A 25,629-nucleotide genomic window follows, 5' to 3' on the forward strand; every position below is an offset into this window, starting at 1 on the left:
GAAGGAACTCCTCGTGAAGATTGTCTCCGCAGAAGTATTTGTTACCAGCCCTAGCCGTAATTTTGTCACTTTGAAGGTCACTACCGATGAGGGTGTGGTGGGTATTGGGGATGCGACGTTGAATGGTCGTGAGCTTGCTGTTGCCGCGTATTTGAAGGAGCATGTTGCGCAGTTGCTCATTGGTAAGGATCCGCATCGGATTGAGGATACGTGGCAGTTCCTGTACCGCAGTTCGTATTGGCGTCGTGGTCCGGTGACGATGGCCGCGATCGCGGCTGTGGACATGGCGTTGTGGGACATTAAGGGCAAGATCGCTGGCATGCCGGTTTACCAGTTGCTGGGTGGGGCTTCTCGTGACGGGTTGCGTGCCTACGGCCACGCGTCCGGTGCCGATATTCCCCAGCTCTTTGATTCCGTGCGTGAGCATCTGGAGCTGGGTTACAAGTCCATCCGTATCCAGACCGCGATCCCCGGTATCAAGGCCGTGTATGGTGTTGCGGCTCAGGCGCAGGCCTCGGGGGAGCGTTATGACTACGAGCCCGCTGGCCGTGGCGCGTTCCCGCAGGAAGAGGATTGGGACACCCGGGCGTACCTGCGCCACCTGCCCACCGTGTTCGAGGCGGTGCGGAACGAGTTTGGTCCGGAGATCCCCCTGCTGCATGACGGTCACCATCGCATGACGCCGATCCAGGCGGCTAAGTTGGGCAAGTCGCTGGAACCGTACGATCTGTTCTGGTTGGAGGACTGCACCCCGGCCGAGAATCAGGAAGCGTTGCGCTGGGTTCGTCATCACACCACCACCCCGTTGGCGATCGGCGAAATTTTCAACACGGTCTATGACTACCAGACCATCATCAAGGAACAGCTCATTGATTATGTGCGGGCTGCCTCGACTCACTTCGGTGGCATCTCGCCGTTGAAGAAGGTCATGGACTTCGCCGCCCAGTACCAGATCAAGTCCGGGTTCCACGGGCCCACCGATATTTCCCCGGTCGGTTTCGCCGCTCAGTTGCATGTTGGCCTGGCCATCCATAACTACGGCATTCAGGAGTACATGCAGCACTCGGATAAGACGAACGAGGTGTTCGCGCAGTCCATGACGTTCAAGGACGGCTACCTGCACCCCGGTGACGAGCCCGGCATCGGTGTCGAGTTCAACGAGGAAGCCGCCAAGGCCTTCCCGTACCAGCAGGCCTACCTGCCCTACAACCGCCTCGTTGACGGAACGGTCCACGACTGGTGACCAAAACCCTCCCACATGCCACCAAGATCGTGGTCATGGGTGTGTCCGGGTGCGGCAAAACCACCATTGGTGCACTGATAGCCCATGAACTGGGCCTTAAGTTCACCGATGGGGATTCGCTGCACCCGGTGGAGAATGTGGCCAAGATGGCCGCGGGAACGCCCTTGAACGACGCCGACCGCGCACCCTGGCTGGCATTCGTTGGCCAGGAGTTGGCGGGCGCCGGAAACGGTCTAGTGGTGGCCTGCTCCGCGCTCAAGCGCAGCTACCGCGACGCCATCCGCCACCAGGCTCCCGACACTGTCTTCGTCCACCTCGATGGCAGCAGAGACATCCTTTCCACCCGCTTGGAGGGGCGAAGCGGTCACTTCATGCCTGCAGGGTTGCTTGACTCGCAGCTGGCCATTCTGGAACCACTTGGCGCGGACGAAGCTTGCGTGGTGCTGGATATTTCGGCGCCAGTGGACGCATTGGTCAGCGCCGCCGTCGTACGTCTTGAAAGCTAATAGATAACAATCAACGGAAATGGGGAAACCTTGACTTACGAAGTGGATTTGCGTGCGGCACCGTTCAATTTGGACGACGCCGGTGTCCAGTGGGTGGAATCGACCATCGCCTCGATGAGTGTGGAAGAGAAGATCGGCCAGCTGTTCATCAACCACAACAACGAATTCTCGCCCGAATACCTCGATGGTGTTCTTGAGAATTACCACGTGGGTGGCATTCGCTATTGGACGGCGCCGTCGGCTCCTGTCCAAGAACACATCCGGTACGCCCAATCTAAGTCAAAGATTCCCTTGCTCGTGGCTTCCAACCCCGAAATGGGTGGGGCCGGCAGCTGCAGCGATGGCACGTTCGTTGCCACCCACCTGCAGGCCGGCTCCCACCCGGATAAGTCCATTGCCAGGGCCATGGGTCGAGTGGGCGGCGTGGAAACGGCGGCACTGGGCTGCAACTGGGCCTTCGCACCTATTGTGGACATCCACTACAACTGGCGAAACACGGTCATTTCCACCCGCGCCTTCGGCAACACCCCGGAGATTGTGGTGGAGCGGGCCAAGGAGTACTTCGACGGCATCAGCGAATCCTCGATGGCGTGCGCCATGAAGCATTTCCCCGGCGACGGCATCGACGAGCGCGACCAGCACGTGGTGACTTCCTACAACACGCTCAGCTATGAGGACTGGAATAAGTCCTACGGGCACGTGTATCGGGAGATGATCAGCCACGGCGTCCAGTCCATCATGATCGGGCACATTGGCGCCCCCGAGGTGTCCCGGCACTTCCGCCCCGGCCTGGCCGACAAGGATGTGCTGCCGGCAACGCTGGCGCCGGAACTGCTGGGGGACCTGCTGCGCGGCGAGCTGAACTTCAACGGCCTGCTCCTGACGGATGCCTCCTCCATGGTGGGCCTAGCCCAAGCCATGAAACGCAGCGAGTTGGTACCGGCGACCATTGCCGCGGGGTGTGACATGTTCTTGTTCTTCCGCAACCCCGCGGAGGACTTTGGGTACATGCTTGAGGGTTACCGCAACGGCGTCATCACCGAGGCTCGTCTGCAAGATGCCCTGCGCCGCATCCTGGCGCTGAAGGCGTCCCTGGGCCTACACACCAAAACCCGTGAGGAACTGGTTCCGCCGGCAGAGGCACTCAAGCTCATTGGCAGTCCCGAGCACCTTGCCGTGGCGGCCGAGATTGCCGACAAGACAGTGACGTTGATCAAGGACACAGCCGCGAACCTGCCCATTACAGCGGCAACGCACAAACGGATTCGCCTCTACGGCATCTCGGCGGGGGCGGACTTCACCGGGGCCGATCCCTTGGGCTACCTCAAGCTGGTGCAGGAGGAGCTGGAGCGGGCCGGATTTGAGGTCCACACCTTCAAAAGCGCGGCCCAGCGCATCGCCGAAGGCGAGGAAGGGGTGCATTTCCTCAGTGCCATCCTGGAAGAGGGCACAGGCGACTACGCCGACAAATACGATGCTGCCTTTGTGTTCGCCGATGTGAAGGGGTTTGCCCAAGAGGCCTCCATCCGCATCAAGTGGTCGACACCCATGGCCGCCGAAATCCCCTGGTATGTCACAGAGGTACCCACGGTCTTCGTCTCCCTGAACCAGCCCAACCACCTCATCGACGTGCCCATGGTCAAAACAGCCATCCACGCCCATGCGGCCACCCGCGAGGCCATTAGGGCCACGGTGGAAAAGATCCAGGGGCTCTCGGAGTTCCAGGGCACGTTCAATGAGAACGTGTTCTGCGATTCCTTCGACACCCGGCTCTAGAGGACACATAAGAGTCAATATCGAGTTGCAAGGCCAGGCGTGGGGACCCGATGCGGGTGCCCACGCCAAGCTTTGGTATACAAGAGAGTATGGATATGCCCGTGCACAAACCTGTTGGTTCTTTCCCCACGCCTGCCATCATCCGCGTTGTTGTCATGGGGGTGTCCGGTTCAGGCAAAAGTACCATCGGTGCGTTGGTGGCCGATGCCATGGATCTGCCCTTTCTGGACGGCGATTCATTGCACCCCATGGCAAACATCGAGAAGATGGCGGCCGGTACACCACTTAATGACGAGGACCGTTGGCCTTGGCTGGAAATCGTGGGCAACGAGCTGGCCGACACCGCAGCCAAGGGCCTGGTGATCGCCTGCTCTGCGTTGAAGCGCAGCTACCGCGACGTCATCCGGTCCAAGGCGCCCGATACCATCTTCTTGCACCTCGACGGCTCCCTTGAAGTGCTCAGCTCGCGGCTGGAAGGCCGGTCCGGGCACTTCATGCCCCCGGCGTTGCTCGCCTCCCAGTTGAGCGCTCTCGAGCCGCTGGGCGAGGATGAACGTGCCGTCATCATCGACATATCGGCGGGCATCACCTCGATGCTGGCGGAGGCTGTTGCCGGAATCCACGAAGCAATTGCCCGGTAGCTTGGTCTCGTTGTGAGTGAGAGCGCCGCAGTGCACGACGACGACGCAGGCCTGCGCGGCGCCGAGCAGATGAGCGTCGGTCAGGTCGCCGAACGTGCCGGTGTCAGCGTCTCCGCACTGCATTTCTATGAGCGCCAGGGCCTGATTTTCAGCACCCGCACGGCAGGAAACCAGCGGCGCTTCACCCGTTCGGTGCTGCGCAGGGTAGCCGTGATCAGGGCAGCTCAACGGGCCGGAATCCCGCTCTCACTTGTGGCAAGCGTTTTCGACCAACTGCCCCGCGACGGTGTACCGACCAAGGCTGACTGGCAACGCCTCTCCGAACACTGGCAAGGTGAATTGGATGCCCGCATCAGCGCCCTTGAAAAGTTGCGGGGAAGCCTGGGCGGGTGCATCGGTTGCGGTTGCCTCTCCCTGGCTGAGTGCGGCTTCGTCAACCCCGACGATCTGCACTCCAACAAGGGGCCCGGAGCGCGCGCCTTTGACGGCATCGAACAAGCCAACTGACGCGGTGCCTCTGTCAGCCACCGCTCCCACGATTTGACCTCAACTATAGTTGAGGTTCTAGAGTCGTTGATGGCCTTAGCACCTTGCGGGGCCCTAATGGGAGGACCCTTTAATGACGGCGCACCCGGTTTCCGGTACGGAGGCAAAGGCCACTCGCGAGTTCAAATCAGCGTTTGGTGGACACCCGGCGGGAGTCTCGGTCATCACCGCCGACATTGGCACAGGCCCCGTGGGCATCACGGCCTCCTCCGTTGCCTCCGTCTCCGCGGAGCCGCCCATACTGGCATTTTCCCTCGCGGCCTCAACAGGGTCGGCGGCAGCTATCGCCGTGGCCGACACCCTGGTAGTGCACTTGTTGACGGCCGAGGACCTGGAACTGGCCCAAACCTTCGCCAGTTCCACCACCGAGCGTTTCACCGGATCCATGGTGTGGACCCGTCTGGAAACGGGGGAGCCGTTGCTCATGCATGCCGGCTACGCCTTGCGCTGTGAGGTTCTCAGCCGCACCCCGGCCGGCGGCTCGCTCCTCGTGGCCGCATCGGTAGTGGAAGTCATTGCCCCGGAAGAGCCTGGGGAGGCCATGGTCTACCACCGCCGGGCCTTCCACGGGCTGGGCGAACACACGGTCATTTCCTAGGATCGACCAGCGGCCCACTGGGGGCTCATGTAGACTAAAAATCCTATGGAGAGTAAATCTAGGGGCCGGCACAACGGTTCGCGGCGCGGCACATTTAGCTCGCGCGCGAACGTTGCACAAGCCGGCAAACCCCGCACACGTGACCATCACACTTCTACGTCCGCACCGGTTGGCCCCAGCTCCGACCACCCTCCGCCGGCGAGTAGCCCCCGCAGCGTCCACGCTGGGAAGGGGGCTTATTGATGGAATGGATCCTCCTTGCAGCAGGTTTGCTGCTCGTCCTTGGCACGGGTTTCTTTGTTGCCGTGGAATTCTCGCTTGTCGCCCTGGACCAGTCGAGCGTCCAACGGGCCGTTGACGACGGCGACAAGGCTGCCGAACCGCTGCTGCGCTGCCTGAAATCCCTTTCCACCCAGCTTTCCAGCTGCCAGCTTGGCATCACGCTGACAACACTGCTGACCGGTTACCTGATAGAACCATCGCTCGGGGCGCTTCTGGCCGTGCCGCTGGATTCCCTAGGTGTGCCGGCTGCCGCCGCGGCGCCTATTGCCCTTGTCACGGCCATGGTGTTGGCAACACTGCTTTCCATGCTCATTGGTGAACTCGTTCCCAAGAACATGGCGATCGCCCGCTCCTTCGAAATTGGTAAGGCCGTGGCACGCCCGCAACTGGTGTTTACCGCAGTCTTTAGGCCCGCCATCGTTGTCCTGAACGGCTTTTCGAACAAGGTGCTGAATCTGTTCGGCATGGAGGCCAAGGAGGAGATCTCCGGGGCTCGATCCCCGGCTGAATTGGCATCCTTGGTGCGCCGTTCGGCCGCCATGGGCACTCTGGATGAGGGGACCGCCCGTTTTGTGGCGCGAACCCTCAGTTTCGGTGAGCGAACTGCCGCCGACGTCATGACCCCGCGCATGCGCGTGGAGACCATAGAGTCCGAGCAGTCCGTTGCGGACATCATTGAAGCGGCCCGGCGTACCGGGTACTCAAGGTTCCCCGTCATTGGCGATTCGCCGGATAACATCCTCGGCGTTGTCCACTTGAAAAAGGCTGTCTCCATTCCCTTCCGAAAACGCGCCGACATCCAGGCCGGTGCCATCATGACCGACGTGTTGCGCGTCCCCGAGACTGTTCACTTGGACGCCTTGATCCTTGAACTGCGTGAAGGAAACCTCCAAATGGCAGTGGTGCAGGACGAATACGGCGGCACTGCCGGGGTGACAACCCTGGAAGACCTTGTGGAGGAGATTGTTGGTGAGGTCTCGGATGAGCACGACAGGTCCAAACCCGGCATTCTTCAAACAGCAGACGGCGACTGGTACTTCCCGGGGCTCATGCGCCCCGACGAGGTCTCCGAGCGCATTGGCCCGCTAAACGTCCCCGACGAGGCCAGCTACGAGACGGTGGCCGGGTTCATGATGGCCGAGCTGGGTCGCATTGCCGTAGTAGGCGACACCGTAGCCGTGGAAGGCGGAACCCTAGTGGTGGACCGTCTGGAACGGCGCCGCATCGACAGAATCCGGTTCATCCCGGCACCAAACCCCGACACAGGCGAAACGCCCGTCGTACCCCAGGGTGGTGATTCCCTGTGAGCCCGTGGGCAGGAATTGCGTGGCTCGTAGTGCTGCTGCTGGGCAACGCTTTCTTTGTTGCGGCCGAATTCGCCATCATGTCAGCACGCCGCAGCCAGATTGAACCCTTGGCTGACGCTGGCTCTAAGCGTGCCAAGATCACCCTTTATGCGATGGAAAACGTCTCCCTAATGCTGGCCTGCGCCCAGCTGGGCATCACGGTGTGTTCGTTGTTGATCTTGAATGTGGCCGAGCCCGCCATCCACCATATGATCTCCGATCCGCTGCATGCACTTGGTGTTGCCGACAGTATCTCGGGCCCCGTGGCCTTTGCCGTGGCACTGCTGATCGTGACGTTCTTGCACGTGACTTTTGGTGAGATGGTCCCCAAAAATATGAGCGTCTCGGCTGCCGACAAGGCCGCCTTGCTGCTGGCGCCGCCTTTGGTTTTCATCGGCAGGGTGGTCCGCCCCATCATTGTGGCCTTGAACTGGGCCGCGAATCACATAGTGCGCTGGTTCCGGATTGAGCCACAGGATGAGGTTTCCTCATCCTTCACCTTGGAAGAGGTGCAATCCATTGTGGCCGAATCCACGCGAAGCGGTTTGGTCGATGACCAAACCGGCCTGATCAACGGAGCGCTGGAGTTCTCGACCCAAACGGCGCAGGGGATCATGGTGCCCTTGGAACAGGTGGTGACCCTGCCGGCGTCGGCCACGCCCGTGGACTTTGAGCACAAGGTGGGCAAGACCGGATTCTCACGCTTCGTCATGACTGACGACGCCGGGACGATGCTGGGCTATCTGCACCTCAAGGACGTGCTGCCCATTCCGGTGGAGCGATACGAGATGCCCATTGGCGAAGCCCGTGTCCGTTCGATGGTGAATTTGGCCATGGACGAGGAAATTGAGGATGCGCTGGCCATCATGCAGCGCACGGGATCGCATGTGGCACGTGTGATTTCCGCCGAGGGCCAGACGCAGGGCATTTTGTTCCTGGAGGATGTGATTGAGCAATTGGTGGGCGAGATTCGCGATGCCACCCAGACGCAAATTCACGAACGACGAAAGGCTTGATGCGAACCATTCCTAATATGGGCTATGCTAGGCCTATTAGTAATAGTTCTCATTAGCACTTCGTTAGGAATCTCATGCGCTTACGCCGCCCCCGCCGAACGGTCCTTGTCATAGGCCTTGCCCTAGCCAGCACCCTGGCGCTGGGGGCGTGCGGGGGCGGCGCGGCACCATCGCCGGGAAGCGCCGAAGGCAAGATCGCCGTGGTCGCCTCCACCAATGTCTACGGCAGCATTGCTGAGGCTGTTGGAGGGGATCTGGTCTCGGTCCACTCGATCATCAGCAAGCCCGGAGCTGACCCGCACTCCTACGAGGCGAATGCCCAGGACAAGCTGGCCGTCTCCAAGGCTGCTGTGGGCATCGAGAACGGCGGCGGGTACGACGACTTCTTCGGCCAGCTCGCCAAGGGGCTGCTTACGCCGGCGGAGATTATCAACGTCAGCGACCTCTCCAGTCTGGACACGGGTGCCAACTTCAATGAGCACCTCTGGTACTCGCTGCCCACCATGGCTGCCTTGGCCGACGAGCTGGCCGCCCGCTTCACTGCGGCCAAGCCCACCGATGCGGCGAAGTTCACCGACAATGCCGCAGCCTTCAAGGTCCAGCTCTCGGCACTGGAAGCACGACTGGCCGCGATAAAGGCGGCGCATGGCGGCACTGGTGTTGCCATCACCGAACCCGTTCCGCTGTACCTGCTGACGGCGGGCGGGCTGGTAAACAAGACGCCGGCCGAATTCAGCGAGGCCGTGGAAAATGGTTCTGACGTACCCACCACTGTCCTGGCCGACACCTTGGCGTTGATGGGCTCGGGCACCATCGCCCTGCTGGCCTACAACGAACAAACCGAGGGCCCCCAAACCATTGCGGTAAAGACGGCAGCAGAAAAAGCCGGCGTCCCCGTCGTGGACTTTAGCGAGACCCTGCCAGCTGGAATGGACTATGTTCAGTGGATGGACTCTAACGTCACCCACATCGAAAAGGCCCTGAATCCTTGAGTGAAAATACCTCCCGGCCGCCTGTTATCAGCCTGCGCGATGCGCAACTGAGCTACGGACCACGCACACTTTGGGACGGACTGAGCCTTGACCTCGCGGCAGGGGAGTTCCTGGCAGTGTTAGGCGCCAACGGCAGCGGCAAGACAAGTTTTCTGAAAGTCCTGCTCGGACTTGTTCCGCTAAGCGGGGGATCGCTTCTCATAGACGGGGCGCCGGCCCAACGCGGCCACCGCAGCATTGGCTACGTCCCGCAACACAAAAACTTTGCTCCGGACACCGCGTTGCGGGCCCGCGACCTGGTGGGCTTGGGTGTCGACGGGCACAAATGGGGTGTGCGGATCCGCGGTCGAGGCTACAAGCAGCAGGTGGACGGTCTTTTGGCACAGGTGGGAGCAACGCCGTATGCCAAGATTCCCGTCGGGATGCTCTCTGGCGGTGAACAGCAGCGCTTGCGCATCGCCCAAGCCCTAGCGTCCAACCCCAAAGTCTTGCTGTGTGATGAACCGCTGCTCTCGCTGGATCTGCACCATCAAAAAGCCGTCAGCGCCCTGGTGGGACAACAAGCCAAGGAGCACGGGACCGCCGTGGTCTTCGTCACCCACGAAATCAATCCGATCCTGGACCATGTGGACAGGGTGTTGTACCTGGCGGGCGGCCGATTCACCATTGGGACGCCAGCGCAGGTCATGACCACCGAGGTGCTCTCGGAACTGTATGGCACCCACGTTGAGGTGCTGCACAGCAACGGGCGGATTGTTGTGGTGGGGCGTCCGGACGCCGTGGTTGACGGCCATACCGTTGACGATGTGGTGTCATCATGAACTGGGCTGATTTTAGCAACGCCGTTTTGAACTTCTCCAACTACTCGGAACTGTTGCCGCTGTTCCGCGACACCTTGCTTGCAGGGGCCATCCTTGGCCTGGTGGGCGGGCTGATCGGCACCTTTGTGATGATGCGCGACCTCGCGTTTGCGGTCCACGGAATTGCCGAGCTCTCCTTTGCAGGGGCCGCCTTTGCCTTGCTAGTTGGCGCGGACGTGATCTTTGGATCCCTGGTGGGCTCGGTGCTTGCCGCATTGCTCCTGGGCGTAATGGGCGTGCGGGCCCGGGAAAAGAATTCGGTCATTGGCGTCATCATGCCGTTTGGCTTGGGCCTGGGCATCTTGTTCCTTTCACTTTATGAAGGACGCGCAGCCAACAAGTTTGGCCTGCTGACCGGTCAGATCGTTTCCGTTGACTCCACCCAGCTTTCGGTTCTGGCCGGCACTGCGCTGGTAGTCATCGCAGGGCTGGTACTGATCTGGCGCCCCCTGACTTTCGCCAGCGTGGACCCGGACATCGCCACGGCGCGCGGAGTTCCCGTTCGCACCCTGTCGCTGGTCTTCATGTTCCTGCTGGGCATCGCCGTGGCTTTGTCCATCCAGGTGGTTGGCGCATTGCTGGTTCTTGCACTGCTGATCACCCCGGCGGCCGCAGCCCTGCAGGTGACGGTGGCACCGCGCATGGTGGTGCTGCTCAGCGTCACGTTCGCCATGGTTTCCACCGTGGGCGGGATCATGCTGGCACTGGGCGGTAGGATCCCGATTTCCCCCTACGTGACAACCCTGTCCTTCCTGATCTATGTGATCGCCCGTGTGGTGGGGGCGTGGCGGCGCAAACGGGGCTGGTCAGCGCGTCCCCCGGTGGCGGCAGCTGCTTAGTCACGTCCTGTTATGCTCCGTTGCCGCAACGGGGGCGGCGCATAACAGTGTTATGCGCCTGGCTCGCTATGAGCAGGGCGCATAACAGTGCAATCCGGCGCCGGGGGATCTAGCGTTGGGGGATGGATTGGTTCGGCGTGGCAAGCGCGGAGCTGGCGCGGGTGGTGCTCCAGCGAGGCATCGCCGCGATCTATGTGATCGCGTTTGTTTCCAGTGCCTTGCAGTTCCCCGCACTCTTAGGTGAACACGGCCTGCTTCCGGTGCCACGATACCTGGCCCGGATCAGGCGCCCGCCCGGCCCCACACTCTTTCGCTGGCGCTACACCGATACTTTATTGAGGTGGGTGGCGTGGGTCGGCGCCGTGCTTGCTGGGGCCATGGTGTTGGGCCTTCCCCAGCGCGGCCCGCCCTGGGTTCCGATGCTGGTGTTCCTGACACTCTGGCTGCTTTACATGTCAATAGTGAACGTGGGGCAGGTCTTTTACGGCTTTGGCTGGGAAATCCTGCTGTTGGAGGTAGGTTTCCTGACGGCATTCTTGGGCTCGGATCAAACCACGACGCCGTTGATCACCTTGTTCTTGCTGCGCTGGCTCGTGTTCCGGCTGGAATTCGGTGCCGGGCTGATCAAGCTGCGCGGCGACCCCGCATGGCGGGACTTCACCGCCTTGTACTACCACCACGAAACCCAGCCCATGCCGAACCCGCTGAGCTGGTGGTTTCACCGCCTGCCCAAGCCCTTGCACCGGATGGAAGTTGTGGGCAACCACGTGGCGCAGCTGGTGGTGCCGTTCTTCTTGTTTGCCCCGCAGCCGCTGGCCACCGTGGCCGCCGGCGTAATTATCGTGACCCAGTGCTGGCTGCTTCTCTCGGGCAACTTTGCCTGGCTCAATGCCATCACCATAGTGCTCGCCTTCTCGGCGGTGGACACTCCGTCTTTGGCGGGAGCGGCGGCCGGTGGGCCGGGCAGCCCGGCGTGGTTCGTCGTCGTGGTTTTCACGATGGCGTCGCTCATGCTGGTGCTCAGCTGGTGGCCGCTGCGTAACTTGTTTTCACGGAACCAGATCATGAATGGCAGCTTCAACAGGTGGCGGCTGGGCAATGCCTACGGCGCGTTTGGTTCTATCACCCGGGAGCGGTATGAGGTGGTGGTGGAAGGGACCGGCGGTGACCCCTACACCGGCCGCTGGCTCGAATACGGCTTCCGAGGAAAGCCGGGGGAGCCGGCCCGGATGCCGCGGCAATTTGCCCCCTACCACCTCCGGCTCGACTGGCTCATGTGGTTCCTAGCGCTGGGATCACCAGGAATGAACTGGTTTGTGCCGTTCCTGAACAAGCTGCTGGAGGCGGACCCGGCCACCTTAAGGCTGTTGCGCCGGGACCCCTTTGGTGGCGCACGGCCCGAGTGGGTGCGGGCGCGGATTTTTGGCTACAGATACAGCAGCTGGCGCGAATGGCGGGAAACCGGCAACTGGTGGGTACGCGAGCCCTTGGGTGACTTAGTGCCGCCCATGAGCTTGGGAGCCTAAGCCGCGGAGCACTCCGGGCACAGGCCGTAGATCTCCACGGTGTGCTGCACCTGTGTGAAGCCGTTTTCCTTGGCGATCTTGGCAGCCCAGCTCTCGACGGCAGGGGCCTCAATTTCCACCGTTTTGCCGCAGCGACGGCACAGCAGGTGGTGGTGGTGTGAGGTGGCCGAACAGCGTCGGTACACGGCTTCGCCCTCGCCGTTGCGCAGCGTGTCAACCAGGCCCTCGTCCGCCATGGACGCCAGAATCCTATACGTGGTGGCCAGAGACACACGAATGTCTTGTTCGTGCAGCAAACGGTGCAGTTCCTGCGTGCTGACGAAGTCCACCAAGGTATCCAGCGCAGCGCTGATGGCCAGCCGTTGCTTGGTGACGCGCTGTTCCTTCACCGGCACTTGCGGCATTCGCCCAACCTGCTTTCCATACGTTGCTTTCAACTATCCAGCCTAACTCACATTGCTGGTGAATATCGTGGTGACTTCAGCGGCCCGTCCCTTGGTACGGCTCGGGCACAGGCATATGCTGGCACCATGTTGCTTACAAAATTCACCCACGCCTGTGTCCGTCTCGAGAAGGAAGGCCAGGTGCTGGTCCTGGATCCGGGTGTCTTTTCGGAAACTTCAACGGCGTTGGCAGGGGCCGGGGCCATTTTGATCACCCATGAGCATGCGGACCACATCGACCAGGACGCTGTCCTTGCGGCGCTGGCGGCCAACCCCGCACTGCCCGTATATGCCCCCGCCACGGTGGCCGCCACCCTGCGTAGTGCGGCCCCTGCCGTGGCCGGGCAGGTCCACGACACCGCCGCCGGGGACACCTTCACAACCGTCGGTTTTGCCATCCGCTGCTTTGGCGGCCAGCACGCGCTGATCCACCCGAGTATCCCCGTGGTCGCCAATGTGGGGTATCTGGTGGACGACGCCGTATACCACCCCGGCGACTCCCTGATCGTGCCCGCCGGGGTCCAGGTTCGCACGCTGCTGGTCCCCGTGCATGCGCCCTGGTCCAAGGTGGCCGAGGTAGTGGACTTTGTGGTGTCGGTGCGGGCGCCGCGGGCGTTCCAGATCCACGACGGCCTGCTCAACGAGAAGGGGCTGTCCTTCACCGAATCGCACATTGCCCGGGTCGGCGCCGAGCATGGCACCGACTTCCGGCACCTGGCCGCGGGGGAGTCCGTGGAACTTTAGGCGGACCCGCGCCCCTCGTCCCAGCAGCCTGTCGCGAAGAATTCCGCAATGGTGGTCAGGTGGGGGGCTGGGTCCAGCCCTTTCTCGGCCAGCCACGCCGGGCTGTTGTAGCTGCCCGCGTACCGTTCCCCCCCGTCGCACATCAGTGTGACGATGCTACCGCGCTCACCCTTGGCCACCATTTGGGCCACCAACTGCCACACACCCCACAGGTTGGTGCCGGTGGAGGGTCCGGCGGACATGCCGGCAAGCTCGGTGAAGTGAAGCATGGCCGCCACAGAGGCGGCGTCGGGGATTTCAATCATGTGATCAATGACGCCGGGCACAAAGCTGGGCTCCACGCGTGGGCGCCCGATCCCCTCAATGCGGGAGGAACGCCCCGTCACCGTGGACAAATCGCCGTTCTTCCACGCCGGATAAAATGCCGAACCTTCGGGGTCCACCACGGCAAGCTTTGTGGCATGCCCGTGGTAGCGGATGTAGCGGCCAATGGTCGCGGAAGTGCCGCCGGTGCCGGCGCCCACCACCACCCAGGCCGGTTCGGGGAACCGTTCGTGGGAAATCTGGCTGAAGATGGACTCGGCGATGTTGTTGTTGCCACGCCAGTCGGTGGCACGTTCGGCATAGGTGAACTGGTCCATGTAGTGGCCATTGGTCTCCTCGGCGATGGCGGCCGCCGCCGAGTACACCTCATCGGCCTTGTCCACGAAGTGACAGCGCCCCCCGAAGCTCTCGATCAGGGCGACCTTTTCCGGGCTGGTGGAGCGGGTCATGACGGCCACAAAGTCAAGGCCCAGCAACTGGGCAAAGTAGGCCTCGGAAACGGCGGTGCTGCCGGAACTGGCCTCCACCACTGTGGTGCCCTGGTGGATCCACCCGTTGACCAGCGCAAACAGGAACAAGGAGCGGGCCAGGCGGTGTTTGAGGCTGCCGGTGCGGTGGCAGGATTCATCCTTGACGTATAGATCGACGCCCCAGTGGGAAGGCAAGTCAACTTTGTACAGGTGGGTGTCGGCGCTGCGGTTGTTCTCGGCCTGGACTTTCTTGATGGCCTGATGCGTCCACGCCCATGCCTCTTGCTCAGTGTTCATAAGGCCAGCTTAACCTGCCCGGCGGGGATAGATTTGAGCCAAAGACTTTCAACAAGGAGTTCACAGATGAGCGTATTGATCACCGTTGCACAGTTGCAGGATCGTTTGGAGTCTGGTCAACGGACGGTTCTGCTGGACGTGCGCTGGGTGCTCGGGGATCCGCACGGCCATGAACACTACCTGGCAGGGCACCTGTCGGGGGCGGTTTTTGCGGACATGAATACGGAGCTGGCAGGCCACGGCGAACCCCGGGATGGCCGCCACCCCTTGCCTGCCGAAGCCGATTTCCAGGCGACGGTACGCCGCTGGGGCATCAACGACGGGGACACCGTGGTGGTGTACGACGACGCCGGCTCGGCCGCCGCCGCCCGCGCCTGGTGGCTTTTGGGTTACGCCGGCATCGGGAACGTATTCCTGCTCGACGGCGGGCTGGCTGCCTGGCGCGCAGCCGAACTCCCACTGAGCACCGGCGAGTTCCAGGCGGAGGCCGGGGACGCCGTCGTACGTTTTGGTGCTAGGGGAACCATGGATGCGCAAGGGGCTGCGGCCTGGTCCGGAATCCTGCTGGACGCGCGGGCGGGGGAGCGGTTCCGTGGCGAGAGTGAGCCGATTGACCCGCGGGCCGGGCACATTCCGGGCGCCATCAGTGCCCCCACTATGGAAAACCTGGCGGCAGATAAGACGTTCCTTCCCGCGGAAGAACTGCGGGCCCGTTTTGCCGCGCTGGGGGTTGTGCCAGGTGTGGAGGTGGGCGTGTACTGCGGCTCGGGCGTGACGGCCGCCCACCAGATTGCTGCGCTGGAAATCGCGGGAATCACTGCCACCCTGTACCCGGGATCATGGTCTGCGTGGTCGAATCGCCCCGAGCTTCCGGTGGAGACCGGCCCCGGTGGCGATAGGGTTGGGGCATGACGCAAGCAAAAGCATTCGCAGCCACCTCGGCCACGTCCGGACTGTCCGCCAGCACCATTGAGCGTCGCGAACCCGGCGCCCACGACGTTGAGATCGCGATCGACTTCTGCGGCTTGTGCCACTCCGACGTGCATACCATCCGCTCCGAGTGGGGACCGGCCAAATACCCTTTGGTCCCGGGCCACGAAATTGTGGGGACCGTGAGCCGTGTGGGCTACGACGTGGTGGGCTTCGCCGTCGGCGACCCCGTAGGCGTGGGATGCATGGTTGACTCCTGCCGCGAGTGTGACTCCTGCCTGGAAGGCTTTGAACAGTACTGCGAGAGGGGCAACACGGGCACCTATGGTGTTCTCGATTCCCGCAACGGCGGTGTCATCACCCAGGGCGGGTACGCGTCCTCGATTGTGGTGAATGAGAACTATGTCCTGAAGGTACCCGCGGGCTTGGACCCGGCCGCAGTGGCGCCCCTGCTGTGCGCAGGCATCACCACCTACTCGCCCTTGCGCTATCTGGACGTCCAGGACGGCGACCGGGTGGGCGTGATCGGCCTTGGCGGGCTCGGACACATGGGCGTGAAGATTGCCAAGGCGCTGGGTGCCACAGTCACCGTGTTCACCACTTCACCGGCCAAGGCCGACGCCGCCCGTGAACTGGGTGCCGACCACGTGGTCATCTCCTCCGACCCCGAACAGATGGCCGCCGCCAAGGGTTCCCTCAACGCCATCTTGGACACGGTGGCCGCCGTGCATGACCTCAATCCGTACCTGCGCACCCTTGACCGCGACGGCGCCCTGATTCAGCTGGGCCTGCCCTCGGAAAAGATGCCCGCAGTTGACCCGGGGCTGCTGATCCGCCGGCGCCTGGCCTACGGCGGCTCCCTGATCGGTGGCATCGCAGAGACCCAGGAAATGCTTGACTTTTGTGCCGAACACGGCATTGTCTCCGACATTGAACTGGTCGCCGCGGACCAGCTCGACGAGGCCTACGACCGCATGGTTGCCGGCGATGTCAAGTACCGCTTCGTCCTGGACAACTCAACTCTCTAAGACCCTGTAGGAGCCTTTCTTGAGCACTCTGTTTACCAAGATCATCAACGGTGAGATCCCCGGACGATTCCTGTGGCAGGACGAGGACTGTGTCTCGTTCCTGACCATCGGGCCGTTGACCCAGGGTCATGCCTTGGTGGTGCCGCGCCTTGAAGTGGACAAGTGGACCGACGCCGAGCCTGCCCTGATGGCGACGTTGATGTCTGTGGCGCAGATCGTGGGCCAAGCCCAGGTTGCGGCTTTTGACGCCCCCCGCGCGGGAGTGATCATCGCCGGTTTCGAGGTGGAACATCTGCACATCCATGTGTTCCCGGCCTATGGTCTGGACAACTTCAGCTTTGCCGCCGTTGACAACAACCCCGACCCGGCCGAGCTTGATGCCAGTGCCGAGAAGCTCCGGGATGCGCTGCGTGCCGCCGGACACGGGGCGAAAGTTCCCCAAGCTTAGGGGATTCCCCGTGGCGCATGGCTGGTTGGTTTTCGGGCTGGCTCGCGGCAAGATGGAAGCATGTCGAACACCGAGCACCCGAACACTGAGCGTTCCGCCACCGATCAGCACCCGTGGGTGAAGAACTACCAGCCCGGCGTCCCTGCCGAGATTGAGTTACCCACGGAATCGCTGGTGGCGATGTTTGAACGGTCCGTGGCGGAAGCTGGGAGCGCGCCGGCCATGGAGTTCTTTGGTCGCCGCACCACGTACCGTGAGCTGGGGGAGCAGGTGAGCCGGGCCGCCGAGGGGCTGCGCCTGCTCGGCGTCCGCGCCGGGGACCGGGTGGCGCTAGTGTTGCCGAACTGCCCCCAGCACGTGGTGGCATTTTATGCAGTGCTTCGACTGGGCGCCGTGGTGGTGGAGCACAATCCGCTGTATACCTCAGGCGAGCTCCGCCACCAGTTTGAGGACCACCAGGCTCGCGTGGTCATCGCCTGGGACAAGGCGGTGGCAGCCATCCGGGAATTTCCTGCCGACGTCCCGATCGACCATGTCGTAGCGGTGGATTTGCTTTCTGAGTTCCCGGCCGTGAAGCGTCTTGCCCTGCACCTGCCGGTGAAGAAGTTGCGTCAGACCCGCGCGGCCCTGAGCGGGCCAGCGCCGGGGGCGATGCCGTGGAAGAAACTGCTGGACAACGGCGGCATTGACGCGGCGCATCCGCGGCCGGGCGTAGCGGACCTGGCCGTGATCGGGTACACCTCAGGCACAACAGGCCGCCCCAAGGGTGCCATGCTCACCCACTTCAACCTGTACTCGAATGCGCTCCAGGGTGAGGCCTGGATGCACGGGGCACAGCTGGGCAAGGAGGTGCTCTACGCCATCTTGCCCATGTTCCACGCCTTCGGCATGACCTTGTACCTCACCTTTGGCATCCGCAAGCAGGGCCTGCTGGTGCTTTTCCCCAAGTTTGATACTGACCTGGTGCTGGCGGCCATGAAGAAATCGCCCGCCACCGTCTACTGTGCCGTCCCGCCGATCTACGAGCGCACCGCCATCGCCGCCAAGGAGAAGGGGGTGTCCTTACGCTCGTGCAAATACTGTATTTCCGGTGCCATGAACCTCCCCACCCACGTCGTGGAACTCTGGGAGTCAGTCTCCGGTGGACTGTTGGTGGAAGGCTACGGCATGACCGAATCGTCCCCGGTGGCATTTGGCAACCCATTCCATCCCACGCGCGTGAACGGCACCATTGGCGTGCCGTTTCCCTCCACGCTGATGAAGGTGGTGGAGGTTGAGGATACCGCCGTCGAGGTGGAGCAGGGTGAACCCGGCGAGCTGCTGATCAAGGGCCCCCAAGTTTTCGCCGGCTACTGGAACAATCCCGAAGAAACCGCCAAATCCCTCACCCCCGACGGCTGGCTGCGTACCGGGGACGTTGTCACCGTGAGCGCCAACGGCTTTACCACCATCGTGGATCGGGCCAAGGAACTGATCATCACCGGCGGGTTCAACGTTTCCCCGTCCGAGGTGGAAAATGTGCTCCGCCTACACCCGGACGTGGTGGACGCGGCAGTCTTTGGCAAGCCGCTTGAGCGCGGAGGCGAAATGGTGGTTGCGGCCGTCCAGCTGGCACCCGGCGTCGTCCTTGATGAGGCCGCGCTGCGAACCCATTGCAGGGGATCCCTGGCCGGCTACAAGGTGCCGGTGCGGATCGTGGAGATTGTGGATATGCCGCGCTCGATGTTGGGAAAGATCCTGCGCAAAAAGGTCAAGGAAGAGATGCTGCCGGCCCTCTGATGCTGCCGGCTCTACTAGAGTGGTAAATATGGAATTCAATTTGCCGGTGAGGATTTTGGAAGCGGTCGGATTTCTTCACCGGGCAGGTTTCGGATCGTTACGTGTCTATCCGGGAATGAACGCTTCAGGTACGGCCTGGCGTGTCAACATTTTTGAGGACCCCACAGTTTCCGGCCCGGACACAGGATCGGGCCACCAAGGAGAGTGCATCAGGTACTCCAGTGCTGCAGGTCTTGAATTCATGGGAGTGGAGATTCAAACGCATCACGATGCGCGCCATGTGGCGGAAATGATCCAGGCCGGGCTGCCCAGCCTTCGACTAACCACTTCCCAAACGAACTATGTCCGATGGTACGCCGGGCTACTTGAGCAGGTCCACACCTTCGACGCCGTTCCCGTTGCCTATGCGGACTATTTCGATGTCAGCAAGGGCTGGGAACTCGGTTGGGGCAGCCGCCGGTTTTACCCGGAACCACCCGGGCAATCAGCAGCAGATTCCTGAGCTGCTGATATTTGGCGCCGGGACATCAACGCCATGTTTTCGGCGCGTGGGCCGTCGTGAAGGCTGCCCGGAAAATAGCCGGGGCCCGGCCGGCTCCACGTCCGGGGAGATCAGCCCGGATTCTTGATCGCTCGGCAACAATGCCGCGGCCATCGCCGTCAACGTTTCAGCAGACAGGATTGCCGGCGTCAACGGCGTCATCCTGCCATCTGATGGCGGCTGGTCGGCCTAGGGCTAGGCCATGGCCTTAGCCAGGGCCACTCTGATTCGCTTCTCAGAGACCGAATAAGCGGTTCCGAGTTCCACCGCGAACAAGCTGACCCGCAGTTCCTCGATCATCCAGCGCACATGTTCTAGGGCCGCGGTGGAGCGCTGCCCTGGAACGAGCGCCGCCACGGCGTCGTCGTACTCATCCTCCAGGCGCTGCACCGACGCCATGGCCTGGGCGTCGCGGGCCACATTGGCGGGCAGTTTTTCCAACCTCTTCTCGATGGCGGCCAGGTACCGGGGAAGCTGGCTGAGCTGGGCAAAACCGGTCTTGGCCACAAACCCGGGGTAGACCAGGAGCTCTAGCTGTTGCTTGATGTCGTTTAGCGCGCTGATCAACGGCAGGCTCGTGGTCTCCCTGAGCTTTTTCTGGATGCGCATGTTGGAAGCTAGAACGCGTTCGACGACGGCGGTCACCGAGAACACCGTGTCAATCAGTTCTGCCCGCACCACCTCGTAGAGCGCGTCGAAATCTCCCCGGTTCCAGGGCAGAGCGGCGGGGGTGAGCTTGTCGATGGTGGCCAGGGTGCAGTCAGCGATCAGTTCCGTGACGCTGCCGTGCGGGTTCTGGCTGAAGGTCAGTTTCTCGGTGTTACTCAGGTGGTCAAGGACGTATCTGTCGGGGGAGGGGACACGCAGGGCGAGCAGCCGGATGACGCCGCGTCGCATGGCAGCCTCCTGGACATCCTGGCGCTGGAAAATACGGATACCTGCCGTGGCGCCTTCATCCACCAAAGCCGGGTAGCCGGTCACGGTGTGGCCGGCTACCAGCCGCTTGACCTCTCGCGGAAGCGTTCCCACGCTCCACTCGGTCAGACCCGAGCGTTCCTGGATGCCGGAGGAGTCCGCAGCCGCAAGGGGTGCAGTCTGGGAGGCAGGAGCGGACTGCCCCTTCTTCCCGCCCAACGGCTGACGGCTGGCCTGCGTCGTCTTCGGTGTGGCTCCCAGCTGTTCGGCGATCGCCCGACGGGTCGCGCCGGCCAGCTGCTCCTGAAGTTTGGCCAGATTCTGGCCTTCCTCGAGGATCTTGCCGTTCTTGTCGACCACTTGGAACGTCATGCGCAGATGTGTGGGAACGGCGTCCCAATTCCAGGAGCCGGGCGGAATGACGTGGCCCTTGAGCCGGCGCAGGGCCAGTTCCAGCGACGGCTCCAGCTCATCGACCGATGGGTCAAAGTCCGTGGCGAGGGCGGCTGCCGCCTGACGAGCCACGTCGGGGGCCGGGATGAAGTTCTTGCGAATCGCCTTGGGCAGCGACTTGATCAATGCCGTGACCAGCTCCGCCCGCAGCCCGGGGATCTGCCATCTGAACGGGGCTTCCTGTAGCTGGTTCAGGAACAGCAGCGGCACCTGCACGGTCACGCCGTCGGACGGGTTTGGCGCAGCGCCCGGGGCCGTCGGATGGAATTCGTAGGACAGGGGCAGCTCAAACTCGCCCTGCGTCCATAGCTTGGGGAACGCCGTTTCATCGAGTTCGGGTTCCTCGGCCATGACCACATGGGTGTCGAAGTCGAGAAGCGCGGGGTTCTGATGCCGAGCGTCCTTCCACCACTTGTCGAAGTGCCGTTCGGAGACCACCTCGGCACCGATCCGCTCGTCGTAGAACTCGAAGAGTGTCTCGTCGTCCACGCGCAGGTCGCGGCGGCGCATGCGCGTTTCCAGTTCCTCCACCTCGGCCAAAAGGGCCTGGTTGCGGTGGAAGAACTTGTGGTTGGTGTGCCAATCGCCCTCCACCAGGGCATGCCTGATGAACATTTCACGGCACAGTTCCGGGTCAATCCGGCTGTAGTTGATGCGACGGTCCGGTACGATCGGCACCCCGTACAGGGTCACCTTTTCGTGGGCCATGACCGAGCCCATCTTCTTGGACCAGTGTGGCTCGCTGTACGTGCGCTTGACGAGATCCGGGGCCACCTGCTCGGCCCACAGCGGGTCAAACTTTGCTGCGACGCGGGCCCACAGCCGTGAGGTTTCCACCAATTCGGCGGCCATGACCCAGTCCGGGGACTTTTTGAACAAGGCCGATCCCGGGAACACCATGAACTTGGTGCCACGGGCTCCGGCGTACTCGCGCTTGCGCTGGTCGTAGAGGCCGATGTGACTCAGTAGCCCCGTCAGCAGGCTCATGTGGATGGCGTCGTGGTTGGCCACCGGGTCAATGTTGCTTCCTGAAACCTTGATGTCCAGCGGTTTGGCCATCTGCTTGAGCTGGGCGAACAAATCCTGCCACTCGCGCACCCGCAGATAGTTGATAAATTCGGCCTTGCATAGGCGCCGGAACGCGCTGGAGGACAGCTCCTCCTGCTTGTCCTTGATGTACCGCCAAAGGTTCAAGAAGCCGGTGAAGTCGGAGTTTTCGTCCTGGAATCGCTTGTGTTTCTCGGTGGCAAGCTGTTGCTTGTCCGTGGGGCGTTCACGCGGGTCCTGGATGGTCAACGCCGCGGCAAGGACCATGACCTCGGCAGCTACGCCGCGCTTGGCGGCTTCCACGATCATGCGGCCCAGTCGCGGGTCCACCGGGAGCTGAGAGAGCTGACGGCCGACGCCGGTGATGCCGCCTTGGGCTCCGACGGCACCGAGTTCGCGCAGCAGCGTCACGCCGTCGGTGATGGCCCGGGAGTCCGGTGGCTGCACGAACGGGAACTTCTCCACGTCCTTGGGTCCCTTGGCTACGCCCATGGCGGTCATTTGGAGGATGACGGCGGCCAGGTTGGTGCGCAGGATTTCCGGGTCGGTGAACTCGCTGCGGGCGTTGAAGTCCTCCTCTGAGTAGAGGCGGATGCAGATGCCGTCCGAGACACGGCCACAACGGCCCGATCGCTGGTTGGCGGAGGCCTGGGAGATGCGCTCGATGGGCAGGCGTTGGACCTTGGTCCTGTGCGAGTAGCGCGAGATACGGGCCGTGCCGGTGTCGATGACGTACTTGATGCCCGGCACCGTGAGCGAGGTTTCGGCCACGTTGGTGGCCAGCACGATCCGCTGTTTCGAACCGGGCGTGAACACAGCGTGCTGCTCGGCCAGCGACAGCCTTGCGAACAGCGGAAGAATTTCGGCATTGCGCAGGCGCGGGTTCGTTTTAACCCGGCCGTGCAGGGCGTCGGCGGCGTCACGGATTTCTCGTTCGCCGGAGAAGAAGATCAAGATGTCACCGGGCGCCTCCTTGGACAGTTCGTCCACGGCGTCACACACCGCGTCCAGAGGATCCCTGTCCTCCTCGCTGTTGCCCCCGTCAAGATGGCGGTCCGTGCGAGAGCCAAGGGCGTCGTCGTCCTCTCCTGTGGAGGGGTCGGAGAGGGGGCGGTAGCGGATGTCCACGGGGAACGTGCGCCCGGAGACTTCGATGATGGGGGCTGGGCCGCTGGGGGAGGCGAAATGGTTGGCGAAGCGTTCGGGGTCAATGGTGGCCGAGGTGATGATGACCTTCAAATCCTTGCGTTGCGGCAGGATTTGGCGCAGGTAGCCGAGGATGAAGTCGATGTTAAGGGAGCGTTCGTGGGCCTCGTCGATGATGATGACGGAGTATTTGCGCAGCAGCTTATCGCGCTGGATTTCCGCCAGCAGGATGCCGTCGGTCATGATCTTGATCTTGGTTTGCGGGCCCACGTGCCCGGTGAAGCGGACCTGGAAGCCCACCTCTTGGCCGATTTCGACGTCGAGCTCGCTGGCAATGCGTTCAGCCACGGTGCGCGCGGCGAGGCGGCGCGGCTGAGTGTGGCCGATCAGGCCGTTTTCTGCCAGGCCCAGTTCCACGCACATTTTCGGGATCTGGGTAGTCTTTCCGGAGCCGGTTTCGCCGGCGATAATGGTGACCTGGTTGGCGGCAATTGCGGCCATGATGTCCTCGCGGCGCTCCGATACGGGCAGCGCGGCGGGGTAGGTGATAGTCAAAGTCATGGTGTCATCCAGTTTATGCGGTTCTTGGCCTCTGCGTCCCGTCCACGTCATCTACGGGCTCCGAGTTCAGGGGCCATTGTGTGCGGACTGCTCCCAAGGCTTCCTCTAGGGTGAGTCCGTTCCTTTGGGCCGCAGTGGCAAAGCTGTCCGCGGCATGCTGTACTTCCTCCGCGAATCCGTGCCCCGCACAAACCCTTGTGCCCGCGGTCCGGCTCGTGGTGATGAGTCCTGCAGACTCCAGTTCGGTGTAGGCCCGGGCAACTGTTCCGGCGGCGAGCCGCAAATCCCCTGCAAGTTGCCTGATGGAGGGCAGTCGGTGCCCGGAATTCAGGGTGCCGGAGCGTATCAGGTCCCCGAGTTGTTCTCTGATTTGTTCAAAAGGCGGGACCGGGCCGTGGTGGTTGACGGTGATCATGGGGTGAGTGCCGCCTCTGGGCATGCTACTCGGGTTTTTTCCCGAATGGAGAGCGCGTCTTTTCCTGCCAGGACCACCAGCATCGCGCCGACCCCTACAAGTACTGCTCCGACTGCGGCGCTGGTGACACCGAGCCCCAGGAGAGATCCTTTGCCGCTTTCATCCCACACTCCGGCGATGCTGACCATGGCCCGCGCTGCGGCCAAAGCGGTGCCGCCAAAATAGCCCAACAATGCGCCAGTTCCGAGCCGTAGGACAACCCTGGTGGAAATTTCGCGCCACTTTCTATCTAGGGAGGTCATTCGTGGATCTGGCAGGGCGGCCGTGGTGGAAATGCGCCGCAGGGCCAAGACCACCGAGCCTGCCAAGACAACTGTCACGGCAATGAGGGGAACGCCGTAGTACCAGCCGGGGTACGACGTCGTGGCAACTGTTGAGGGTACATTCTCAAGGTCCAGCAATCGATACCGGCCCTTACCATCTGGGGCTGATGTCAGTCCCGTCACCATGAGGAAGGCGATGTAGATGGCGGCAATGGCCGCGGGCACTATGAAGTTGCTGCGGGATCCAAAGGACCACGGGCGCCGGGGAGTCAAGGTGGCGGAGGCCGTTGGTTGGGCTGAAAGCTTGGTGGACGGCAGCGCCGAGAAGAGCAGCAATCCGGCGCTGACCGACAGTCCGGAGACGAGGGCTAGGGGAAGGCCCAGCATTCCGGAGAAGGCAATGGCGGCACGGAACAGTGCCACGAACGTGGCAATGGAGAAGCCGACGGCGGCAACCGCCTTGAGTTGGGCACCCAGCATGGCCCTGTCGATGGCGGATCTTGCCGGCACTGTCGACGACTTGCCGGTTGTGATTGCTAGCGGCTTGCGCCTACGCGAGACCCACGATGCAGCAGCGGTGATTACTAAGGCTAGTGCCGCAATCACGGCAAGGGCAGCGAGTAATTTCATCAACGGGAGGACCTTTCGTGTATTGCTCAAGTAATACACACCTTGCTTCTCGTGTGTCAACTGATTGATACATGAAAAGATGAGGGCATGACACTTGCGACACTGAATTTGGCGGGCCGGCCGTTCCAACTACGTAGGGCTTCCGAGTCCGACGTCGGCCTCATCATTGAACTGATTGCCCGCGACCAGCTCCGGGCGTCAGTGGAGTCAAATGCGCCCGAACGGCGCGCCCCCTATCTTGCGGCCTTTAGGGCAATCGACGCAGATCCCGCGCAGTTGCTGTGCGTGGTGGATTCCCCAGAGGGGGCTGTGGTCGCGACCATGCAGCTGACCTTCATTCCCGGGCTGGCCCGCTCCGGCGCGCTGCGACTGCAAATTGAGGCCGTGCGCGTTGACGGGAATCTGCGCGGCAATGGCTTGGGGTCTGCCATGATCGCCTGGGCCATTGAGGAAGGGCGCCGTCGCGGGGCTGCGCTGGTGCAGTTGACCAGCGACAACTCGCGCGTGGATGCTCACCGCTTCTACGAACGGCTCGGATTCGCCCAGTCGCACGCCGGTTTCAAACTCTTGCTCTAGCCGGTCTGCTCGAGTTCGACGGTGGTTGCCCAGAGAACTAGCCCCTTTGGGTCCTCCACAGTTGTGGCTGTCAGGATAGTTGCCCACAGATTTGCTGGACCGGGTCATTGTGTGCCGTGAATGTCAGTGCCTGAATTTAGAATATAGGTAGCAAAGATTTATTATCTACTCAAATATATAGTCTAATTTTGTGGTTCGGTTCTACGGGCGGTGATGGGCATGGCGGTTCCGGAGTGGGTGGATTTCTCCCCAAGGGATTCCCGTGCGGCCGGTGGCACCAGTCCCACACCGGGCACTGCTGGCTCTGTCCTACCCCGCCCTGATGGCCCGGGTTTGGCTGACCTGAATCCTGTGGCCGAGGGCACCGCTGCCCCGGGCTCCTGTGTCT

At 62.3% G+C, this 25,629-nt stretch carries 24 protein-coding genes; 19 read left to right on the top strand and 5 right to left on the bottom strand.

The genetic code is table 11. From position 1 onward, the window contains the following. Nucleotides 1-13 precede the first annotated feature (13 nt). From manD to CXQ94_RS19120, 12 genes are all read left to right on the top strand, one after another. Complete coding sequence (manD, locus tag CXQ94_RS19070; RefSeq protein WP_104092175.1) at nt 14-1,243, top strand: D-mannonate dehydratase ManD; 1,230 nt, start codon at nt 14-16, stop codon at nt 1,241-1,243. Beyond that, nucleotides 1,240-1,749 (top strand): gluconokinase, encoded by a 510-nt coding sequence (locus CXQ94_RS22730; RefSeq protein WP_258067242.1) that lies wholly within the window; start codon nt 1,240-1,242, stop codon nt 1,747-1,749. Before manD ends, CXQ94_RS22730 begins: the two co-directional genes overlap by 4 nt. Before the next feature lie 30 nt (nt 1,750-1,779). Beyond that, nucleotides 1,780-3,525: a glycoside hydrolase family 3 protein gene (locus CXQ94_RS19075; RefSeq protein ID WP_219817092.1), complete on the top strand. Its 1,746-nt coding sequence runs from the start codon at nt 1,780-1,782 to the stop codon at nt 3,523-3,525. 95 nt (nt 3,526-3,620) lie between these two features. Continuing rightward, nucleotides 3,621-4,166, top strand: a complete 546-nt coding sequence (locus tag CXQ94_RS19080) for a gluconokinase (protein ID WP_104092176.1) — start codon at nt 3,621-3,623, stop codon at nt 4,164-4,166. A 12-nt stretch (nt 4,167-4,178) separates the two neighbouring features. After that, on the top strand, nt 4,179-4,673 hold the full coding sequence (soxR, locus tag CXQ94_RS19085) for a redox-sensitive transcriptional activator SoxR (protein WP_258067243.1): 495 nt from the start codon (nt 4,179-4,181) through the stop codon (nt 4,671-4,673). Between the two features lie 112 nt (nt 4,674-4,785). Next, complete coding sequence (locus tag CXQ94_RS19090; RefSeq protein WP_104092177.1) at nt 4,786-5,310, top strand: flavin reductase family protein; 525 nt, start codon at nt 4,786-4,788, stop codon at nt 5,308-5,310. A 242-nt stretch (nt 5,311-5,552) separates the two neighbouring features. Then, nucleotides 5,553-6,899, top strand: coding sequence for a hemolysin family protein (locus CXQ94_RS19095; RefSeq protein ID WP_104092178.1), 1,347 nt, complete (start codon nt 5,553-5,555; stop codon nt 6,897-6,899). Then, nucleotides 6,896-7,954, top strand: coding sequence for a hemolysin family protein (locus CXQ94_RS19100; RefSeq protein ID WP_104092179.1), 1,059 nt, complete (start codon nt 6,896-6,898; stop codon nt 7,952-7,954). Before CXQ94_RS19095 ends, CXQ94_RS19100 begins: the two co-directional genes overlap by 4 nt. A 74-nt stretch (nt 7,955-8,028) precedes the next feature. After that, nucleotides 8,029-8,946, top strand: a complete 918-nt coding sequence (locus CXQ94_RS19105) for a metal ABC transporter solute-binding protein, Zn/Mn family (protein ID WP_104092180.1) — start codon at nt 8,029-8,031, stop codon at nt 8,944-8,946. Nucleotides 8,947-8,972: 26 nt separating this feature from the next. Further along, nucleotides 8,973-9,767 (top strand): metal ABC transporter ATP-binding protein, encoded by a 795-nt coding sequence (locus CXQ94_RS19110; protein WP_104092203.1) that lies wholly within the window; start codon nt 8,973-8,975, stop codon nt 9,765-9,767. After that, nucleotides 9,764-10,645, top strand: coding sequence for a metal ABC transporter permease (locus tag CXQ94_RS19115; RefSeq protein WP_104092181.1), 882 nt, complete (start codon nt 9,764-9,766; stop codon nt 10,643-10,645). Before CXQ94_RS19110 ends, CXQ94_RS19115 begins: the two co-directional genes overlap by 4 nt. A gap of 122 nt (nt 10,646-10,767) precedes the next feature. Continuing rightward, a complete protein-coding gene (locus tag CXQ94_RS19120; protein WP_104092182.1) occupies nt 10,768-12,171 on the top strand; it encodes a lipase maturation factor family protein in 1,404 nt (467 codons plus the stop codon). On the opposite strand, the gene CXQ94_RS19125 is transcribed toward CXQ94_RS19120, so the two are convergent. Next, a complete protein-coding gene (locus CXQ94_RS19125; protein ID WP_104092183.1) occupies nt 12,168-12,575 on the bottom strand; it encodes a Fur family transcriptional regulator in 408 nt (135 codons plus the stop codon). The genes CXQ94_RS19120 and CXQ94_RS19125 overlap by 4 nt on opposite strands. 126 nt (nt 12,576-12,701) lie before the next feature. Between CXQ94_RS19125 and CXQ94_RS19130 the strand changes: the two genes are divergently transcribed. Next, nucleotides 12,702-13,358 carry an MBL fold metallo-hydrolase gene (locus tag CXQ94_RS19130; protein WP_104092184.1) on the top strand — a complete coding sequence of 219 codons (657 nt, stop codon included), beginning with the start codon at nt 12,702-12,704 and terminating at the stop codon, nt 13,356-13,358. Here the strand turns inward: CXQ94_RS19130 and CXQ94_RS19135 are convergent. After that, on the bottom strand, nt 13,355-14,449 hold the full coding sequence (locus CXQ94_RS19135; RefSeq protein WP_104092185.1) for a PLP-dependent cysteine synthase family protein: 1,095 nt from the start codon (nt 14,447-14,449) through the stop codon (nt 13,355-13,357). The two genes, CXQ94_RS19130 and CXQ94_RS19135, sit on opposite strands and share 4 nt — an antisense overlap. 66 nt (nt 14,450-14,515) lie before the next feature. On the opposite strand from CXQ94_RS19135, the gene CXQ94_RS19140 reads away from it, so the two are divergent. The 5 genes from CXQ94_RS19140 to CXQ94_RS19160 are packed head-to-tail and all read left to right on the top strand — an operon-like array spanning nt 14,516 to nt 19,136. Beyond that, nucleotides 14,516-15,361 (top strand): sulfurtransferase, encoded by an 846-nt coding sequence (locus CXQ94_RS19140; protein ID WP_104092186.1) that lies wholly within the window; start codon nt 14,516-14,518, stop codon nt 15,359-15,361. Further along, entirely contained in the window at nt 15,358-16,407 is a 1,050-nt protein-coding gene (locus CXQ94_RS19145; RefSeq protein ID WP_104092187.1) for an NAD(P)-dependent alcohol dehydrogenase, read from the top strand. Before CXQ94_RS19140 ends, CXQ94_RS19145 begins: the two co-directional genes overlap by 4 nt. Nucleotides 16,408-16,426: 19 nt before the next feature. Then, nucleotides 16,427-16,855 carry an HIT family protein gene (locus CXQ94_RS19150; RefSeq protein WP_104092188.1) on the top strand — a complete coding sequence of 143 codons (429 nt, stop codon included), beginning with the start codon at nt 16,427-16,429 and terminating at the stop codon, nt 16,853-16,855. Between the two features lie 60 nt (nt 16,856-16,915). Continuing rightward, nucleotides 16,916-18,634, top strand: a complete 1,719-nt coding sequence (locus CXQ94_RS19155) for a long-chain-fatty-acid--CoA ligase (protein ID WP_104092189.1) — start codon at nt 16,916-16,918, stop codon at nt 18,632-18,634. 28 nt (nt 18,635-18,662) lie between these two features. Then, nucleotides 18,663-19,136 carry a hypothetical protein gene (locus CXQ94_RS19160; RefSeq protein ID WP_104092190.1) on the top strand — a complete coding sequence of 158 codons (474 nt, stop codon included), beginning with the start codon at nt 18,663-18,665 and terminating at the stop codon, nt 19,134-19,136. Nucleotides 19,137-19,370: 234 nt separating this feature from the next. On the opposite strand, the gene hrpA is transcribed toward CXQ94_RS19160, so the two are convergent. From hrpA to CXQ94_RS19175, 3 genes are read right to left on the bottom strand one after another with little or no spacing between them, the layout of a single operon-like run. After that, nucleotides 19,371-23,297 (bottom strand): ATP-dependent RNA helicase HrpA, encoded by a 3,927-nt coding sequence (hrpA, locus tag CXQ94_RS19165; RefSeq protein WP_104092191.1) that lies wholly within the window; start codon nt 23,295-23,297, stop codon nt 19,371-19,373. Nucleotides 23,298-23,310: 13 nt separating this feature from the next. After that, the gene (locus tag CXQ94_RS19170; RefSeq protein WP_104092192.1) at nt 23,311-23,712 is read right to left on the bottom strand and encodes a GntR family transcriptional regulator; all 402 of its coding nucleotides are present in this window, start codon (nt 23,710-23,712) and stop codon (nt 23,311-23,313) included. Then, entirely contained in the window at nt 23,709-24,695 is a 987-nt protein-coding gene (locus tag CXQ94_RS19175; RefSeq protein ID WP_146070370.1) for a hypothetical protein, read from the bottom strand. Before CXQ94_RS19175 ends, CXQ94_RS19170 begins: the two co-directional genes overlap by 4 nt. 57 nt (nt 24,696-24,752) lie before the next feature. Here CXQ94_RS19175 and CXQ94_RS19185 point away from each other — a divergent pair, with 57 nt between their 5' ends. Continuing rightward, a complete protein-coding gene (locus tag CXQ94_RS19185) occupies nt 24,753-25,241 on the top strand; it encodes a GNAT family N-acetyltransferase (RefSeq protein ID WP_104092195.1) in 489 nt (162 codons plus the stop codon). The last annotated feature ends 388 nt before the right edge of the window (nt 25,242-25,629 follow it).

This window comes from Arthrobacter sp. GMC3 (genome assembly GCF_002929305.1).
In the GTDB taxonomy this organism is placed as follows: domain Bacteria; phylum Actinomycetota; class Actinomycetes; order Actinomycetales; family Micrococcaceae; genus Specibacter.